This is a genomic window from Lysinibacillus sp. AR18-8 (genome assembly GCF_001705465.1).
GTDB lineage: Bacteria > Bacillota > Bacilli > Bacillales_A > Planococcaceae > Lysinibacillus > Lysinibacillus capsici.
This window is the reverse complement of the sequence record NZ_MDGU01000023.1, coordinates 103506-121481: the sequence shown is the minus strand read 5'-3', so window position 1 is coordinate 121481 and position 17976 is coordinate 103506. Positions and strand designations below refer to the sequence as shown.

22 protein-coding genes are annotated in these 17976 nt (G+C 37.0%); 8 read left to right on the top strand and 14 right to left on the bottom strand.

Features of this window, described 5'->3' with window-relative positions; genetic code table 11:
• Window positions 1–5: 5 nt before the first annotated feature.
• The 5 genes from BFM98_RS16865 to BFM98_RS16845 form a co-directional block, all read right to left on the bottom strand.
• On the bottom strand, window positions 6–1013 hold the full coding sequence (locus tag BFM98_RS16865; protein ID WP_009370610.1) for a FecCD family ABC transporter permease: 1008 nt from the start codon (window positions 1011–1013) through the stop codon (window positions 6–8).
• 154 nt (window positions 1014–1167) lie between these two features.
• Entirely contained in the window at window positions 1168–2151 is a 984-nt protein-coding gene (locus tag BFM98_RS16860) for an ABC transporter substrate-binding protein (protein ID WP_066037972.1), read from the bottom strand.
• 204 nt (window positions 2152–2355) lie between these two features.
• Window positions 2356–3186: a helix-turn-helix domain-containing protein gene (locus BFM98_RS16855; protein WP_066037971.1), complete on the bottom strand. Its 831-nt coding sequence runs from the start codon at window positions 3184–3186 to the stop codon at window positions 2356–2358.
• A 10-nt stretch (window positions 3187–3196) separates the two neighbouring features.
• A complete protein-coding gene (locus BFM98_RS16850; RefSeq protein WP_066037970.1) occupies window positions 3197–3661 on the bottom strand; it encodes a DinB family protein in 465 nt (154 codons plus the stop codon).
• Window positions 3662–3682: 21 nt separating this feature from the next.
• Window positions 3683–4252: a nucleotidyltransferase family protein gene (locus BFM98_RS16845; RefSeq protein WP_054549657.1), complete on the bottom strand. Its 570-nt coding sequence runs from the start codon at window positions 4250–4252 to the stop codon at window positions 3683–3685.
• A 112-nt stretch (window positions 4253–4364) separates the two neighbouring features.
• On the opposite strand from BFM98_RS16845, the gene BFM98_RS16840 reads away from it, so the two are divergent.
• The gene (locus tag BFM98_RS16840) at window positions 4365–5159 is read left to right on the top strand and encodes a sulfite exporter TauE/SafE family protein (protein WP_066037969.1); all 795 of its coding nucleotides are present in this window, start codon (window positions 4365–4367) and stop codon (window positions 5157–5159) included.
• Here BFM98_RS16840 and BFM98_RS16835 read toward each other — a convergent pair.
• From BFM98_RS16835 to BFM98_RS16825, 3 genes are read right to left on the bottom strand one after another with little or no spacing between them, the layout of a single operon-like run.
• Window positions 5156–5521, bottom strand: coding sequence for a YybH family protein (locus tag BFM98_RS16835; RefSeq protein WP_066037968.1), 366 nt, complete (start codon window positions 5519–5521; stop codon window positions 5156–5158). The genes BFM98_RS16840 and BFM98_RS16835 overlap by 4 nt on opposite strands.
• Before the next feature lie 54 nt (window positions 5522–5575).
• On the bottom strand, window positions 5576–6469 hold the full coding sequence (locus BFM98_RS16830; RefSeq protein ID WP_066037967.1) for a DMT family transporter: 894 nt from the start codon (window positions 6467–6469) through the stop codon (window positions 5576–5578).
• Between the two features lie 4 nt (window positions 6470–6473).
• The gene (locus BFM98_RS16825) at window positions 6474–7424 is read right to left on the bottom strand and encodes a proline dehydrogenase family protein (protein ID WP_066037966.1); all 951 of its coding nucleotides are present in this window, start codon (window positions 7422–7424) and stop codon (window positions 6474–6476) included.
• A gap of 113 nt (window positions 7425–7537) precedes the next feature.
• Here BFM98_RS16825 and pdxR point away from each other — a divergent pair, with 113 nt between their 5' ends.
• Window positions 7538–8929, top strand: a complete 1392-nt coding sequence (pdxR, locus tag BFM98_RS16820) for a MocR-like pyridoxine biosynthesis transcription factor PdxR (protein ID WP_054549662.1) — start codon at window positions 7538–7540, stop codon at window positions 8927–8929.
• Between the two features lie 4 nt (window positions 8930–8933).
• Window positions 8934–9425, top strand: a complete 492-nt coding sequence (locus BFM98_RS16815; RefSeq protein WP_254660051.1) for an SRPBCC family protein — start codon at window positions 8934–8936, stop codon at window positions 9423–9425.
• Window positions 9426–9469: 44 nt separating this feature from the next.
• Here the strand turns inward: BFM98_RS16815 and BFM98_RS16810 are convergent, their stop codons facing one another.
• From BFM98_RS16810 to BFM98_RS23500, 3 genes are all read right to left on the bottom strand, one after another.
• Complete coding sequence (locus BFM98_RS16810) at window positions 9470–10234, bottom strand: hypothetical protein (RefSeq protein ID WP_254660050.1); 765 nt, start codon at window positions 10232–10234, stop codon at window positions 9470–9472.
• A 70-nt stretch (window positions 10235–10304) separates the two neighbouring features.
• Window positions 10305–11936 (bottom strand): ribosomal protection-like ABC-F family protein, encoded by a 1632-nt coding sequence (abc-f, locus tag BFM98_RS16805; protein ID WP_066037964.1) that lies wholly within the window; start codon window positions 11934–11936, stop codon window positions 10305–10307.
• A gap of 329 nt (window positions 11937–12265) precedes the next feature.
• A complete protein-coding gene (locus tag BFM98_RS23500; protein ID WP_082148158.1) occupies window positions 12266–12631 on the bottom strand; it encodes a hypothetical protein in 366 nt (121 codons plus the stop codon).
• A gap of 132 nt (window positions 12632–12763) precedes the next feature.
• Between BFM98_RS23500 and BFM98_RS16795 the strand changes: the two genes are divergently transcribed.
• The 3 genes from BFM98_RS16795 (at window position 12764) to BFM98_RS16785 (ending at window position 15022) form a co-directional block, all read left to right on the top strand.
• Window positions 12764–13654, top strand: a complete 891-nt coding sequence (locus BFM98_RS16795) for an endo alpha-1,4 polygalactosaminidase (RefSeq protein WP_048394066.1) — start codon at window positions 12764–12766, stop codon at window positions 13652–13654.
• An 80-nt stretch (window positions 13655–13734) separates the two neighbouring features.
• Entirely contained in the window at window positions 13735–14208 is a 474-nt protein-coding gene (locus tag BFM98_RS16790; protein ID WP_066038036.1) for a DUF2243 domain-containing protein, read from the top strand.
• A gap of 13 nt (window positions 14209–14221) precedes the next feature.
• A complete protein-coding gene (locus BFM98_RS16785) occupies window positions 14222–15022 on the top strand; it encodes a cytochrome c oxidase assembly protein (protein WP_066037963.1) in 801 nt (266 codons plus the stop codon).
• A 14-nt stretch (window positions 15023–15036) separates the two neighbouring features.
• Here the strand turns inward: BFM98_RS16785 and BFM98_RS16780 are convergent, their stop codons facing one another.
• Window positions 15037–15546, bottom strand: a complete 510-nt coding sequence (locus BFM98_RS16780) for a DNA-deoxyinosine glycosylase (protein ID WP_066037962.1) — start codon at window positions 15544–15546, stop codon at window positions 15037–15039.
• 18 nt (window positions 15547–15564) lie between these two features.
• Window positions 15565–16359 (bottom strand): DUF2268 domain-containing putative Zn-dependent protease, encoded by a 795-nt coding sequence (locus BFM98_RS16775; protein WP_066037961.1) that lies wholly within the window; start codon window positions 16357–16359, stop codon window positions 15565–15567.
• A gap of 105 nt (window positions 16360–16464) precedes the next feature.
• Here BFM98_RS16775 and BFM98_RS16770 point away from each other — a divergent pair, with 105 nt between their 5' ends.
• Window positions 16465–16725, top strand: a complete 261-nt coding sequence (locus BFM98_RS16770; protein WP_004231722.1) for a hypothetical protein — start codon at window positions 16465–16467, stop codon at window positions 16723–16725.
• A 65-nt stretch (window positions 16726–16790) separates the two neighbouring features.
• Here BFM98_RS16770 and BFM98_RS16765 read toward each other — a convergent pair whose 3' ends face one another.
• Window positions 16791–17525, bottom strand: a complete 735-nt coding sequence (locus tag BFM98_RS16765) for a polysaccharide deacetylase family protein (RefSeq protein ID WP_066037960.1) — start codon at window positions 17523–17525, stop codon at window positions 16791–16793.
• A gap of 271 nt (window positions 17526–17796) precedes the next feature.
• Here BFM98_RS16765 and BFM98_RS24455 point away from each other — a divergent pair, with 271 nt between their 5' ends.
• On the top strand, window positions 17797–17919 hold the full coding sequence (locus BFM98_RS24455; protein ID WP_004231718.1) for a hypothetical protein: 123 nt from the start codon (window positions 17797–17799) through the stop codon (window positions 17917–17919).
• The last annotated feature ends 57 nt before the right edge of the window (window positions 17920–17976 follow it).

Genomic DNA, 17976 nt, shown 5'->3' with positions numbered 1-17976 from the left:
TTTTTTTATGCACGTTTTTCACCTCCGTGCTTACGAACTAAATATAAGAAGAATGGTACACCGACCAATGCGGTTAAGACACCAATTGGCGTTTCAAATGGATAATTGACAACGCGGCTCAAGACATCACAAAGCGCTAAGAAAAAGGCTCCAATGACAGCTGCACAAGGAATAATATAGCGATAATCAACACCAACAAGGAAGCGTGTAATATGTGGTATGACTAACCCTACAAAGGCGATTTTCCCTACAAGTGCAACCGCTGTCCCTGTCAAACATACGACAGCTAGCATGCTAATAATACGTACTGCTTTTGTTTTCTGTCCTAGCCCCATGGCAATATCTTCACCTAATGAAGTAATGGTAATCGCTTTTGCCGATAATAAAGCCAAGATCAACCCAGTTAAACCAAATGGAATAGAAAGAATCAGCATATCCATATTTACCATATGTACCTTTGTGTTATACCAAGCACTTACTGTTTGTGATACTTGGAAATACATCGCAATAGCAGTAGCAATACTACTTAAAAATGTGCCAATGACCGTTCCAATTATGGCTAGCCTTACTGGAGATAAGCCATTGCGGATTAACGAGCCAAAACCAAAGACAATACCAGCTCCCAATGCAGAACCAAGCATCGATAATAAAATCATTTGATAGTTTGGTAGCCCTGGAAAAAAAACAATGGCTAATGTAATGACAAATGCAGAGCCATCATTGACACCCATTAATGAAGGCGAGGCTAAATAGTTTCGTGTAATCCCCTGCATGACTGCACCGGCAACTGCTAAAAATGCTCCAACTAGTAATACCGCGGCAACTCTTGGAATACGGCCTGTTCTTATAATTTGATGATCGACATCCGATGGATCAAATGCTGTCATCGACTGCCATACTGTAATGGCACTAATATCTTTTGTCCCATACATAACAGAAATAAGTGCCACAAGGGCAATAAGGAAAGGAGATATCGCTAATATTGAAAACGACACTATGTTTGTTTTTTTCAACTTTCACACCTTTTTCTTTATCCATTTTGCGGTACACAATATCAATCACTTAAGTGTATACCCTTAACAACGCCTGCAATGAAAAATGCCACATCTTACAAAAGGCTGGTAATAGCCCGGTGATATCACCAAATCTACTACCAGCCTGTTTATACTATTTAAATAATTTTTCAGCCGCAGCATCTAAGAATTTCACCTTAGACCAAGCAGTACCACCTTGTGCTAATGGCTCAATTGTGTTGACGAAAACTTGATTATTTTGTGTTGCCTTTAAGCTAGTGAAAATTGGATTCTTTTGTAGCTCCTCTAAAGCTTTTGGCGTATCCTTATTCTCGGAATCCTCGAATTGCAGGAAAATCACATCTGGATTTACTTGTGCTAATGTTTCAAGTGATAGTTCCGCTTGCGCCTTAGCTGTTGTAACAACTTCTGGTACAGGTGCTCCTAAATCTTCATATAGAACAGGGTTTAAATAAACGCCTGCTGGATAGATGTACATCACTCCACCACGAACACGGATGATTAATACTTGCTTATCTGCTAATTGCTCCTTGGATTTTACTTGGGCATCAGCAACTTTGGCTTCATAGTCAGAGATGATTTTCTTTGCATCCTCTTCCTTCCCAGCTAATTGTGCAAGCAATGTTAAATTTTCTTTCCAATTTGTTGAAATATGTGAGTATGGAATCATTGTTTGAATTTTGTTGAGCTTTTCAGCCGTTTCTTCAGGGAATTTCGAAGTACCCACAATTACATCAGGATCCAGATTAAGAATGGCTTCTGCATTTGGCTCCATTTTATTTCCTACAAGTGTTGCTCCTTCAAAATCTGTTGCTAGATAGGCAGGAACTTTTCCACCTACTTCTAGAACACCTACTGGCTTAACACCAAGCATTGCCGCATCTTCCATTGATTCAAGACTGGCAGCGACAATGTTCTTTACTTCGGCTGGTAGCTCATATTGCTCGCCTAAGTACGTGATGGTCTGCGTTGATTTAGCTTGCTCTGTCTGTGATTCTGTTGCACTTGTCTCTGCTGTATTAGCTGTTGATGTTGCTTCCTCTGCTTTGTCTGTTCCACATGCAGCCAGTGATAATGCTAATAGTGCTGGTGCACACATTTTAAAATATTTATTCATAGATATTCTCCCCTAACGAGCTCATATTGATAATGATAATCGTTTTCATATATAAGTCAATATATAATTGATACTCATTATCATTTACGGATACTATCCTAACAAAGTGAAAAAAGATTGTGAATGGACGATTTCGAAAATGACATGGATTTTTGCCGATTTAAGCAATAAAAAAACTGCTTCTTTTTTATAAGAAACAGTCAATTATACATATCTGGCTTCCTCTATTTTTAACTTGCGATAGGCTGAGGGAGATAAACCCGTACACTTTTTAAATACTCTGCTAAAATAAAAACAATCTACATATCCAACACATTCTGCAATTTCAGCTACAGGTATTCCACCATATTCTAGTAAGTCTTTCGCACGTCGTATACGGTATTCTGTTATATATGTACTTGGATTCATACCTGTATGCTGCTCAAATAAATAAGCAAAACGACGACGCTCAATGCCCAATTCCATCGAGATATTTGATACTGAGATTTGCTGTGCATAATTTTCATGTATATACTGTAATGCCTGTTCCATTAATTCGCTGGCACTATCTAAAACCTGCATTTTTGCCGCTACAAGGATATCTTCCAACAAATTCATAAATAATGTCTTAGACTTGAATACAGCCATATTACCAGGAAAGGAATAGCTTTCTACTAATTGCTGAACATGGCTAATAATTTGTGTGTTAAAGCCTGTATTGATTAGAAAATGTTGCTCGGCTAGTGGATATAGATTTATTTCTTCTGTAGGTAGGCTGTAATGAACAACTGCATACTCCCAACCTTTATGGCCAGTCGCTCTCACTTCTATCGGCATCTGGGGGCCAGCATGGGCAATCATTCCCGGCTCCATCATATAGGGGGTTCCATTAAAGCTAAAGATCGCACTCCCTGCAAGTGGCACTACTAAACCACACTTTTCTGGAGCTGTTGTTCTACCAGCATCTACTTCACTTGGCTCCATTTTTTTAGTAAAAACATCTGTAAATTTTACAGAAGCATGTGCAAAGTAATCAATTAAATACTTGATATCCATATGCTAACTCCTATACATGTATAACATTCTGAATCTGTGAAAAATGATGTAAATCATGATTGATTAATCCTACAAAATAGTCGATTATAGTCATTTCTGACTGCCCAATTTTAAATGACTGTTGCCATTGCTCATCTGTCCATTGCTGAATGTCCTGCAATAATTGACGCCTTGTGGAAATAAAATCATTCAATGTTTCCTCCATTGTTTGTTCACGGCTTTTCTTAGCTGCCATCGTATTCAAATGTGCTACATCTGGCCCTTTCGGCAGACGCTCATCTGTAAAGAGAAAAGGAATTCGGTAATTTTGCACAAACTTGTCCCATGGAGGAAGATGCCCAATTACCTCTGCAACCGACCATTTCCCAGGTTCAATGGGCATACGCCATTGTGCCTCAGATAACCCTCGTAAATTATCTATCCAATCTAAAGATTTTATATAGTGTTTAATGACATAGGTTATATCTTGTTGCAATTGTTCCCCCTCTTTCTTTTTTTATTGAAGATGAATTTTCAATTCTGGCCAACATAAATGCCATTGTTTTTGCTGAATTCTTTGACGATAAATCGCATAGGCATACTTATTTTCTAGGTAAAACGATGTTGGCTCTACTATGCCTGCTCCTAAAAGATGAATACCGTACGGTGCTGCAATCTCTAGTACCCCATCTGATAATTTTACTCCAATTGCCGTTGGGATTTCTGGGAAATGAGAGATTCCATCAACAGCAGACTGATATGGTTTACTACCATTTAGGACATGCATTCGTGCTTGATTTTTCACGGACCAAGGCTCGTTTGGAGATAACTTTCTCAGTTCTCGCTCATACTGCTTCTCTACTTCTTCTGCTAAATTTTCTTTATCAAAATATATCACATCAATATCAGCAATTGGTGTTCTTTCTTTTTTATTATGAAGGTAATCCCATACCTTTGAGCGAATAATTCCTGCGCATATCCACCAATCTGGTAGTTGCAAGTTTTCTACTGTGGATAAAATGCTCATCACCCAGTCATCAGATGCAATTAAGTTCTTCAGCTCTTCCTCCGATTGAAGCAACCTCATTCTGTCAGCCTCCATTAATATAAATTAAATTTATAAATCACTAAAAATTATATATTAGATTTATACATTAACACCATTTACCCTAAAGCTAATAAAAGAAAGGGAGAAGCTTATGAATAAAATGATCATGCTGTTATTATTTGTACTACTTAGCTTAGTTGGACTTTTCTATACAAACATTTCTTTAACACTCATATGTATCGGAATGGTAGCTGCTTTTATTGGTACACTTGCGGGAGGTGGTGGACTAATTACACTTCCTGCCATGATGCTTGTCGGTATCCCTATTCAAACAAGTATTGCCACAAACAAATTTTCGACAGGCATTTCGTCTTTATCCAGTATTTTTTTTCTACTCTATCAGAAGGAGCTACATCTCACATCTATCATCAAATATATAGCTCTTGCTATTGTTGGGGGGATTTGCGGCTCACTTTTAGCGGTTTCGCTGTCTGAGCAAACTATGAACTATATGGCCTGTGTACTACTTCTTTTGGCTTTAGTCGTAACTTTAAAAAATAAGGCGTGGACGGAAGTTCCTGATTCGCTAGAACATCAAGCACCTCATTTTTGGCAACCATTTTTCATCGCTATGTATGATGGTGGTTTCGGCCCTGGCTCTTCGACATTTAGCATCTTACACTATCTACGTACTCATCATACTTACATAAAGGCTGTACAGCTCACTCGAGTACTCCTCTTCGGGAGCTGTACAGGAGCATTTATTGTGTTTTATCACACTGGCTTTATTCAATGGCACTATGCAATTGCTATGGCAGTTGGCTCCATTATAGGCTCCCAATTAGGTCTTATAGTGCTCCCATACATTCCATTAAAAATAGCCAAAACACTACTAACATTGATTATTATATTGTTGCTTGTTCAAGTTACATTGAAAATAATTTAATGACCACTACTCAAATGCTCATGAATTACCTTCCATTGATCGTTAACTAATGTAAAAATATTAGTTGCTCTACCGCTACCTGAGACAAACTTTTCGTTATGATAGCCTTCATAGTGATATGTATAAAGACAGGTAGCCGTCGTTTCATCAACGGTTAACCATTTTACATCAGTAGCTGAATAAACCTCTTCTTTAATGACATTCCATGCATGCTTGAAATAAGCCTCAATCTCCTCTGTTGTTGTGCATGTTTTATCAGAGAACCAATAAATTGCTTGTGGATGCAAAATAGCCTTTACTTGATTAAAATCATGGGTATTTGTTGCTTGGATATAATGTTCCAATGCTTGTTGATGTGTCATCTTTACCCCTCCTTTTTTCACAATATTATCCGATAATTAACTTTTTATAAATCACTAGTTCTGTATCCCTTTCTGCTTTGACAGTAAATAGATGGCAGCTATAATTAAGAAAAAACCACAGACCTGAAGATTAGTTATTTTTTCATCCAATAGAATAGAAGATAAAATCATACTACTAATTGGCAATAAGCTAGTAAGTACACCTGCCCAAGATGCTGAAATTACTGCAAGACCCTGTTGCATCAAAAGAAACGCTATGACGGTTACAACAATGCCGAAATACAATACTAATCCCCACTCTGCAGCTGATATTTCTTTAAATTCAAAATATCTGCTTTCAGCTACAGCAAATGGGAAAAATAATATGACGCCAAATAAGCTAACCATAGTTGAGACTGTAAGAGCACTCATACGATAAGAAATTAACTTACCAATGATGATAAATAAAGATTCACAGAATACTGCACCTAAAATGAATAGATTGCCTAATAATGAAGTTGAATAATGGTTAGTAGTAGAATGGTTAGCAATGTTCATAAGGATAGCTCCCACTACGGCAAGGAGTATGCTAATACCCATATTCCTCGTTAATTTCTCCTTCAAAATAAAATAGGATAGGAATGCCGTGCAGACTGGCAGAGTACCAGTAATAATACCAGCTTCCATAGCAGTCGTTTTTGAAAGACCATGGAGCATTAATAGATTAAATAAAAACACCCCTAATAACGCTTGTAAAAAAATCGCTACTAACTCTTTTCTGTTTAATGTTGAAAATCCCTCTATCTTTATCCACAAAGGAATCAAAATAATTGCAGCCACAAGAAATCTTAGTTCATTAGCTAAGAAAATTGGAAAACTTTGAACAACCAATTTGCCCGCAACAACTGAACTACCAACGATACTCATCGCCACAATAACTTTCCCACTACTCCAGTTCCACCTATTCATTTTTCTATACTACTCGTTCCATGGATTCATTAATAATATCGGTTACTGCTAAATATAGGTTTTCAGGGTGTTCAGCAATTCGGTGGCAAAGATATAAGTACCACTCATTTCCATACGTTAAATATACTCTACAACGATAATCTTTCCTTCTTAATTCATTGAGTAATGTAGGGCGTACACCATAAAGCATCTCAACTTCAACATTTGAGTTATCAAGATATTGACGTCGCTCTATCTCTTGAATAAGCATTTCATCATGTGTAGCGATTGATAACGGATGATTCGCATTTACTAACTGATCAACATAATCAAGATAATGCTTATTCAGTTCTTCTGATCTGATCATGGCTATATCGACAGACTCTTGAAAAGCTCCTTTAACAAGTCTTATTTTCCCTGGATATTGCATAAGTTCTTGTAAATCTAACTTTGTACGATAAAGATGCACTTGCAATGTAATTCCAACATTTGTATACTCCGTTGCTATTTTTTTGTAAAGAGTGATAATATCATTAGTCTTAGAGGATTCTTCCATACTTATCATCAAAGTTATTCCATACTGCTGAGCTTTTTGTGTAAGCTCTTCAAGATGCTTATAAGCTATCTCAGCATTAATAGAAAGACCTATATGAGATAAATCGAAAGATACTGTTTGCTTCAAAGATAAAATCCCCATTTCCTCAATTACTTGTAAAAGCTCATCCTTTGCTCTTTGACAATCCCTTAAATTGGTTGTATTTTCCCCAATATATTCAATGGAGATATTATAATTGTCATTAAGATAATTACGTGCAGCAGCGATGGCATCCTCTCTTTTTTCTCCTGTTACATACCTTTTTGCTGCTTTCCATAATAATGGGTAGAGCTCTGTTGATTGCTGCACCGCATATTTCAAGCGCTCGTCTCGTGCCGCGGCTTTTAAGGCCTGAATCACTAATTCTTCTGTTTTCTTCATATTTATTCCCCCTCTTCGGTATTGGTAAGTACTTTATCATGATAAAATTGGTAACTGTAGAACCACTTTAAAGTGATTTTAAAGGTACCACTTTCAAATCGGAGGTATGTAAAATGTTATGGATACCTATAGATCGAGCATTAGATATTCCTTTAAATCGTCAAATCTATCAGCAAATACGGGAAAAAATTTTAAGTGGACAACTTCAGGCAGGAGAAAAATTAGTATCAACACGAGAGCTTTCAGTAGAATTAAAAGTATCAAGAAATGTCATATTAGAAGCTTATGATCAGTTACTTGCCGAAGGATTTTTAATTGCACGAAGAGGAGCTGGTACATTTGTTGCAGAAGGCACATTGTTACCACAACAGACCAAACCTCTTATTACAAATAAAGCAGGAGATCCAATAGTAGGGAAAGAGGTTGTAAACTTACGCTCGGGTATTCCAGCACTCGACTTGTTTCCTCGTAAAACTTGGGCGAGGATAAGTCACCAGCTATGGCACGATAGTGAGTCCTCCATATTAGGATACGGGGTTCCAGAGGGGCGCATAGAATTAAGGCATACTCTTGCCCACTACTTATTAAGGACAAGGGGCGTTGAATGTCATCCAGAGCAAATTATTATTACATCTGGTGCGACACAGGCAATGATGCTTGTGTCGAGATTATTGCTGTCATCTAATGATATTGCTATTATGGAAGATCCTATAACGAATGATATTCAAACTATCTTTAAAGCTTCTGGTGCTACCATTTATCCGGTACCAGTAGATGAATTCGGGATGAAAACAAGCCTATTACCAGATAATATAGATCCTAAACTTGTCTTTCTAACTCCCTCTCATCAATTTCCTTTAGGAAGTACCTTACCTATTCAGCGTAGAATTCAATTAATTGAGTATGCTAGAAAGAATCATTGCTTTTTAATAGAAGATGATTATGATAGTGAGTTTCGCTACGAAGGGCCACCTGTTAGCTCTTTACAGGGCCTAGATCCAGAGCTAGTTCTCTACATCGGTTCTTTTAGTAAAATTCTCTCTCCCGCATTAAGAATAGGATACATTATCCTTCCAACACAGCTTACTGAAAAATGCCGTCAATTAAAATGGTTTACGGACTTACATACACCTTCCTTAGACCAGCTTATCCTTTCTCGCTTTATACAGGAGGGCTATATGGAAAGACATATCACAAAAATGAAGAAGTTCTATAAAAGCCAACGTGATTTTCTGATTCAATGTTTACAATCCACTTTTTCACATAACATAAAAATATTTGGCTATTCTACAGGTATGCACTTAGTTGCAGAATTTGAGAAGATTGATTTTACACGAAACTTATTAGTGAAAATAGAGCAATTTGGTGTAAAGGTTTACCCAGTAGAGGATCATACAATTCAAAAGGGAAAATATAATAACAGATTGATTATTGGCTATGGTCATTTACAAAAGCATGAAATTGAACTAGGCATCACTAGACTTTTTCAAGCAATTTATCATTAGGAGGATGTCTGTGCTAGCTACTATTGAAAAACAATCAAATTACCATATTGCTACATTCAAACGGCCATTACTATATTCAATAGATGCCGTTTGGGCCGCTATGACTAACAATGAAAACCTACAAAAATGGATGAGTAATTTAGAAATCATTGAGCTACGTAAGAACGGGAAAATACATTTTAATATGAATGATGGAACAGGTAATTTTGAGGAAATAACCATCACAGATTATGTTGAGAAAGAAGTATTAGAATTTGGTTGGGGAACAGATACGGTGAGATTTGAATTATTTTCTACTGAAAAGGGTTCTTTATTGGTATTAGTGGAGACACTTCAAAATCTGACAGAGCATACACCGAGGGATTTAGCAGGATGGCATATTTGTCTTGATATGTTAAAAGATCTACTAAATGGCGTTGACCATCAATATTTCCCAATGGATGAATGGCAGCAAAGATTCAGCGAATACCAAAAAATGCTGAATAGTATAAAGTAAAATAATACAAAAAATCCTAGAGCATCATTACTCTAGGATTTCTATTATTGATAAAAGGCTGTAGCAATTGCTAGTGCTTTTAAAGGATCTTTGATTGAATCCAGTGTGTAAACAAGCTTTTCATCCTGCCACACAATTAAATTACCTGATTGATAGACATCTAGCTGAGCCATGCCATATTGCCTTGGAATAGGTAGCATGTGGTTTTCTAAATACGCTACTGCCTGCTTAGCAAGTTTGACACCTGCATCAGGATTATCAGTTCGTGTATGAGTGGCAATTGCCCATCGCCCTTCGTTCCAACCAGTCCATAATGAACCAGCGCCTGCATCTTGATAACCTTTTATATTGTAACCAAGATCAACCTCTTGCCCGCCATTTTGATTAAAATTATCAAATGCTATCTGTGTGCTTGCACCTTCCACACTTTTATATTTCTTGACCAGCAATCTTCCAATAATAGTCGCTGATTTCTTTAATCGAATATCGTTAATTGGCATATTCTCTTTGCTCTCATAAAAAATAACTTCAGCCTGGTCGCCCTGTGTTCTTGCTGTAGCTGATAAAAATGTACCCTCTGCAATAGGTAACGTTGTTGGCATTTTTATTGGAACATTGAAATGTATCTGCTCCTTTATTTGTTGAAGAGCTTCAGTTGCTTGAACCGTATCAATTTGATCATTATTAGACAGTGCTACAGATGTACTTGTTTCAATCTCATGTTCTTGTGCATTCTTATTTCGTTCAGCACAAGCACTTAAGCTACAAATGCTTAACAATAAAAAGAGAAATACTACCTTTTTCAACATGTTAACCCCCATTTAAGAAATGCCTTCTCTCCATATTTTCCCCTGAAAAAGGTTAACTTAAACGCTTCAGCTATCGAAGTTCATTGATGCGCTTCGTCAGCTCATTAAACTTCTGATCAAGCATGGTGTAGTCCTTATCTTTTACTGTTAGAAAGCTCAGTTTGCCTAAAATCTCTTGTCTTTCCGTTTCAAGCTTTAAACGGAGAGCCGCTGTATCATCCACTTTATTCGGTGTGACTTCTGTCCACTTTTTCTTGATGTGCTGACCGTGAAGCTCCCAAACACTGTTCGTGACTTTTTCTAGAAAGTATCGATCATGTGAAACGACAAGCAATGTTCCATTATATTGAGTAAGAGTATGCTCTAACTGCTCACGAGAAGGTAGATCAAGATGGTTTGTCGGCTCATCTAAAATAAGAACATTTTTATCCTCTAAAATATAAGCCATCAGCTTACACTTTACGCGTTCTCCCATACTCATTTTGCCTATGGGAGATGTCCAATGTGTCAGTGTAAACCCTAAATTCTTCATCAAGTTGCGCACTTTAGCACGCTCTTCAGATGTCTCTTGATAAAAATATTGCTCTGGTGTCTGATCAAGTGGTAAATCAAATACTTCCTGTGTCAGATAACCAATGTTTGCAGCTGGTGATACCCATACTTCACCCTCAGCTTCTAGCTTGCCTAAAAGAACTTTTAAAAAGCTTGTTTTCCCACTTCCATTCTTTCCTGTGATAGCTATCTTATCTCCAAATTGAGCCGTAATATTCACATCGTTAAATAGTATGCGTTCACCAAATTTTAAAGATAAATGCTTGATTTCCAGTAAGCGTTTGCCGACTCGTTGATTCGTGCCTAAAGAAAAACGAATCTCTGCTTCTGGCTCCACTGCTTCCACTCTTGTCTTCGCAAGTTCAGCCTCTAATCGCTTTTTCTTAGATTTCACCTGAGAATCTAAACGCTTTGCTTTCACACGATGGTACTCCTTAAAACCTTCCAGTTTTGTTGACTGGGCGTGGCCCTTTTGTGACCAAGACGTCAGTTCCGACATTTGAGCCTCAATTCGTTCAATGTTTTTTTGCTGCTTCTCGTAGGCACGTTGCTGTGTTAATCGTCGGTGTTCCCTATCAGCCATGTAGCTTGTATAATTGCCATCATGTTCAATCAGGCTTTTTTCCTCAATAGACCAGATTTTTGTGGCAACCTTATCTAAAAAATAGCGATCATGTGATACCACGATGATTGTCCCCTTATAGTTTTGTACTTGTCTGATGAGGAATGCGGTACTTTGTTCATCTAAATGATTCGTTGGTTCATCAAGTAATAAAATTTGAGCATTCTGGGAAAAACCTTCTGCAAGACGCATTTTCAGCTTTTCACCCCCACTTAACGCTGCAAATGACACATTAGGTACCTGCCACTTAGCCAGCAGATCAGCTTCTCTTGCGGATACTTCTAGTTTGTCAAAATGAGCTAGCTCCTGTTCAACAAATGTAATTTTTAAAGCCTGTGCTCCCTGAATTACTCCCATAGTTGGTGATAATGTACCTTGAATCAATTGTAATAATGTCGATTTCCCAGCACCATTCCTCCCTATAATGCCGATGACTTCGCCTTTTTTTACTGTGCCTGTCACATGCTCAAATAACAACATATCCTTTATTTCATAACGTACATCCTGTAATTTTAAAAGTTCCTTCATACTATCCATCCTCTCAGTTGGAGGGACAAAAAAATCCCTCCAATTCATTTGGAAGGATTAGTCGCTACAATATCATACACAAATAAGCTCCAAACTATTGTGAAAACAAGCTTTGGAGTAGCTAAATATCGGCAGTGGTTTGCGAATATAAAGCAATTATTATGAAAAATGGGCAGACTAATCCTATTTTTGTTGTTCGTGAAATATAAAATTTCCTATACAAAAATTAAGATTAGTTATTCATTAGCCACCCATCTTCCCTTCATTCATCGTTATCGTCATTGTAACATCATTTTTTTAAAAATAAAACTCCATACCTTGAGCTAAGTCTATCTAAAACATTCATAGGAACGAATTTGGCTTCTAGAAATGGTACGGAAATACCAGCCATATCTTCGACTCCATCTAAAGCCAGCAATGATTTCCCTTCCTACAGCTGTTGGGAAAAACCAAAAACTTCTACCACTATTCATCCAAATATACGTATTTCTAAATAAACAGGAGCGTATACCACTAGAACCTTCTCGCCAAGCAGGAATTGGTGGTGAAAAACCTGGTGGTGTGCTTATGGGCATTTGTCCTGCGGGAGGGGGGCCGAAATGAGTTGGCCCAAATGACGTTGTTTCAAAATCATTATAACCTCCCCAACCACCAGGTCTTCTAAAATTATCTTCTCTAAATGGATTATTATACACACAAACCCTCCTTTTACATTATTCAATATATGTAAAAGGGCGATTCACCGTTGAGCCATTGCCCATTTACCAAAGGTTACCTAGTTCCTATTATTATATAATGGAAGGAAAATCGTTCAAAAAGGAGTACTTATGAAAAAATTATTGATACTCTTATTAGCCCTGCTTATCTCAGGTAGTATGTGGATGCTGCTTGCTAAAAATTCAGTCTCTTCTTCCACAAGTATCCAAGCAAAGCTTGCTGATGTGAAAGATTACACATACTACTTAGATAAAGGCAACGATGCCATTGGCAAGAGCATGACGAAGTTAGATTTAGTGATTGTAGAACCTCTTGAAATGCAGCAAAAGTATATCGTCAATGCTCAAAAAAGCGGTACTTTAGTGTACGGCTATATTAATGTGATGGAAGCAGACAAATGGAATACAGCACTCTATCAACAATTGAAGGAAGAAGATTTTTATCGAGACAAACAGGGTGAAAGAATGTATTTTGCCAAATGGGATTCTTTTTTAATGGATTTGACTTCTACGCACTATCAAGACATTTTGCTAGCAGAAATAGAGCAGCAAATTGTTCAGAAAGGCTTAGACGGTGTGTTTTTAGATACGGTTGGTAATATCAATTCCTATTTACCTGAAGATGAACAAAAGTGGCAAAATGAAGCCATGTTATCTTTTATCCAACAAATCAAAAAACGACATCCAAATATATCTGTTGCTCAAAATTGGGGATTTCAAACACTCGCCGATTATACAGCACCATTTATTGATTTTATTATGTGGGAGGATTTTTCGTATCCTGTGGTAGGAAAAGATGAATGGTCACTCGATATGATGCAACAGCTTGTCCACATACGCAATAAATTTGGTACACAAGTGATGACAATTGGTTTTGAAGAAGAAGCAAAAAGCCGTGCTTTAGCTGAGAAGCATCACTTCAAATTCTTTTACAGTCCTGCTGGCTCTTACTATAATAGCTGGCAATCATCCTTACTTCCCTCTGACAAACGACTGTTTTGAGGGATATTTGTTTAAGAGCTCATCTCAGGGGTAGACTAAAAGAAAATCAGCTTGAGGTGATAGGATTGGATACGACCAATATGTATGAAGAACAAAAACATCAGCATGAAAATCGCTTTCAATATAAGCAGCGTAACATGTGGACTGGGATTTTATTTGGGCTTGGGGTTGTTGCATTTATAGATGAGGTGATTTTTCACCAATTATTACACTGGCATCATTTCTATGATAAGTCTACAGCAGCTATTGGACTAGTTTCAGATGGTTTATTTCATGCATTCAGCTTTTTTGCTACGATTGGATCTGCTTTTTTATTGGCTGATCTACATAGAAAACATGGGTTTTGGCTAAAAAGATGGCTAGGCGGTATTTTTCTTGGAGCAGGCTCATTTCAGCTTTACGATGGAATTATACAACATAAATTCATGAAACTTCACCAAATTCGTTACAATGTTGAAATACTTCCCTATGATATCGTTTGGAACATTTTGGCGGCGCTATTAATAATTATCGGTATTGTCTTACTGCTCCAAACAAATCAAAAAGATCAATAGGAGGTGGCGCATCTTGCATTCTCACGATGTTCATGCTCAAAACTTTCCTATTATGGTTCAGCTTCTACTGGCCTTGCCATTTGTTCTAGCTCTTATAGGCTATATCCTCGCTGTTATTATTTCGAATCAACATAAAAAACAATGGCCTCATTTCCGTACTATCTGTTGGATTGTTGGAAATGTCTGTGCTCTGATTACATTAATCGGCCCATTGGCTGCTCTTAGTCATATTCATTTTGACGCACATATGATAGGACATTTATTGCTTGGCATGCTGGCACCATTACTTATGGCTTTAGCAGCACCAATGACTCTGCTGTTAAGAACCTTACCAGTAAACAGGGCACGTATTCTCTCTCGACTACTAAAAAATCCGTATGTTCGTTTTATTCGTCATCCAATTATTGCATCTATTCTAAATGTAGGAGGCCTATGGTTACTCTATACAACCTCACTTTTCAATTTGATGCATGAACATATACTATTGTATGTATTCATTCATCTCCATATTTTTCTAGCGGGTTATTTGTTTACTATTGCCTTTATTTATATTGATCCTACTCCACATTCATACTCTTATGTTTTTCGATCCCTTACATTAGTAGTAGCATTGGCTGCTCATGCCATATTGGCAAAATTTATTTTTGCAAATCCGCCTCATCATGTACCATCCACTGAGGCAGAACTAGGTGCTAAGATCATGTACTACGGTGGAGATGCTATTGAAATCCTTCTTGTGTATATTCTCTTTTATCAATGGTTTAAAAGCACAAGGAATAGTATTCACCCCAAAGCAGCTACTTCATCACGCTAATCTCGCCCTGTTGATTAGGTTAAATAGGATTGGATAATCTGCCAGTCCTCTAGCTTTTCAGTGAACGTTTTAATATTTTTCCCTGGTATTGGACTTGTTGATGGCATTTTTTTATAGGCTCGTCCTTCTAGAAGCCCTAAGCCAATATGCTTTTTAAAAACCTCAAATGCTTTCGCTCCATTAAAAAGCACTAATTGAATATTAGGGTATTGTTCAAAAAGGGTTTGAAAATCATTGGGCTTTTCATTGCGTATCGCTGCATCTAAACTTCCTTCACGTTCACAAGTTGCAATCGTGTCCCAAAGACCGATTGCATTGTTTTTTAATAAGGCTATTCTCTCTGTATAATCATTTGGAATCGCTATCTGTAATAACTCACCCATAATAGGCCAAAAGTGATTGCGTGGATTGCCATAGTACTGCTGTTTCTCTAACGATTGTTTTCCTGGCATGGATCCAACAATGAGCACCCTTGTTGATGAGTCTACAATTGGTAATAATATATTTTTTAATTCATTGGACACAACAATCACTCCTTTTCTCTATTGTAGCGGAAAATTCGAACCAGTAAGTAAATCTTGGCTTGAAATGAATAAGGGATGTTGGCATAAATGGTTCATTTTATACGACTGCACAATTTTGTAGCCTATACAGTAGCCTATCCAAGGTGGAAGGGCCCCCCCGTATAGAAATGGATGATGTTGTTTGATTCCTTGAAGTTGTAAATTCGGTAAAAAATGATGCTCCCATAAAGCTAAAAGTTCTTTTTCTGAGTAGGATTGTAACCAGGGAGCAATCCACCTTTCTCCGTATAAATCTTTCACCGCATCTTCTGCTAAGCCTTCTAAAATGAGAGAATCCAATAAAGTCATATCATCTAAAGTTTTTTTTAATATGTGTATACGACAAACATGGTTATATTCATGAGCAAATAATGCTTGAAGCTCCTGCTTTTCTAAATCACCCACAAATAAAAAAAGCGAATGAGGATAAGCGACACCATTTTTATTGGTTATCGTTTGCTGCTGAGTAATTGGGAAAATATAAATTGGTATTGATGGGCCATTCCATTTCCTCTGTAAGTATAGGAACTCCTGCTGTACACTGGCCCATACTTTTTGCCTCTTTAATTTTTCAACATCGACTTCCTCATGAGGTAAAAAAAGACCCTGTTGCTGTAATGTATAGTGAATTTCTTCTGGAAGCCCATCTCGAAATAGTTTGACTAATCGACCGCAAAGAATCGAGCATTGTAAGCTTGTTCGCTCATCCTTTCTAGTTGATTTTCTAGCACTTACAAATTCATCTAACCACTTATCCGTTGACACAACTGCCATATTATCACCTCTTCACAGCATATGTCTTGAATAGACAATCGGCTAGTGATAAATGCATCAAATCGCATATATTAGCTTGTAATGACAATGAAAGGAGGGATATGTGTGAATCCAGCTGATGCTTATAGTCTTTGCTGTAAATATCATGGTAAACGTGTTCGAATCTCGGATTCATCTGGTAAAGTACATGTTGGAGAAATCACAAGGGTAGATAGAAGACAGGTATGGATTCTACCTGATAGAAGATATAGTGGTTATGGTTTAGGGTTTTGGGGATTTGGAGGGTATGGAGGAGAAGGTTTTGGCTATGGAATAGCTCTAGGAACAATTTTAGGTATTGCGCTAGCTCCAATTATTTTCTTCTAATTCAAACCTTTTATTTAAGTGAAAAAGAAGCCATTTCAAACATTGTTGAGATGGCTCATTTTTCATTATTGAACTTGTTCTTGTTGCTGTTTGCTTTCAATCAGCTCGGATATTGTAACAAATGTGTAGCCTTGCTTTTTTAATGCAGGTAGTATTTCTTCTAGTGCTTGAATTGTTTGTGTACGGTTCCCGCCACCATCATGAAATAAAATAACATCTCCAGGCCTTGTTCCCTTCATTACCTTTTGCACAATTTTCCTTACACCAGGCTCTTTCCAATCTTGCGTATCCTGATGCCAGGACCACATTACTACCTTATAGCCGTCCTTAACAGCAGCATTAATCATAGCATCCGTGTAATTTCCACCAACGGGACGGAATAAAACTGGGGAAAAACCAGTAATACTATAAATCGTGTCATTTGTCTGTTGAAGCTCCTCTTGCAATTTTTTGATGGAAACTTTAAATGGATGTGTATACGTATGATTTGCTAATTCATGGCCTTCTGTATAAGAACGTAAAACAAGCTCTGGATATTTTTCTGCATTTTTTCCAATAATAAAAAAGGTGGCTTTTGCATCATATTTTGCTAATAAATCTAGCACAGCAGCTGTGTATTTAGGATGTGGACCATCATCAAAGGTGAGTGCAACAATTTTATCCTCTGTTTTGATATCCCAAACAACTTCACCTGTCTCCTCATAATAAGGACGACCTCTATCTGCGTAGCCTTCCTGCACTAAAAATCCCGAGATGATTAAAAAGAAAACCATAAAAATGAATACGTAATTACGTGTCATAGCATCACCTCCCAAGTCCGAAATCACAGAACTCCGTCAACTTACTATTTACGAATTACCCGGAAATATACTTGTGAAGGATTGTCTGTTTTCTCCTTTTAATTATTTCAAAAAAATTTTAAACGTTCTTTATAATTTTGAACAATATGTGAAAATCTTTGAATAGTACTTTATTTTTTTATTTATTGATGTAAAATTAAATCAAATTTGATATATAACAGTTATTATAAATATATAAATGTTATGCAACACAATAAAGGGGATGACATATATGTGGATTATTACAGTATTTGAAGAAAACACTTATCGCATGTTTGAGTATAGTTCTAAACGTGAGGCAACAAATGCACTACATAAATTTAAAGAAACTGCTTTGCTTTCTTATACAAGATAATAAAGGATAAAAGGAATCTATTCATTTGAGTAGATTCCTTTTTGTTAAAAAGTACCT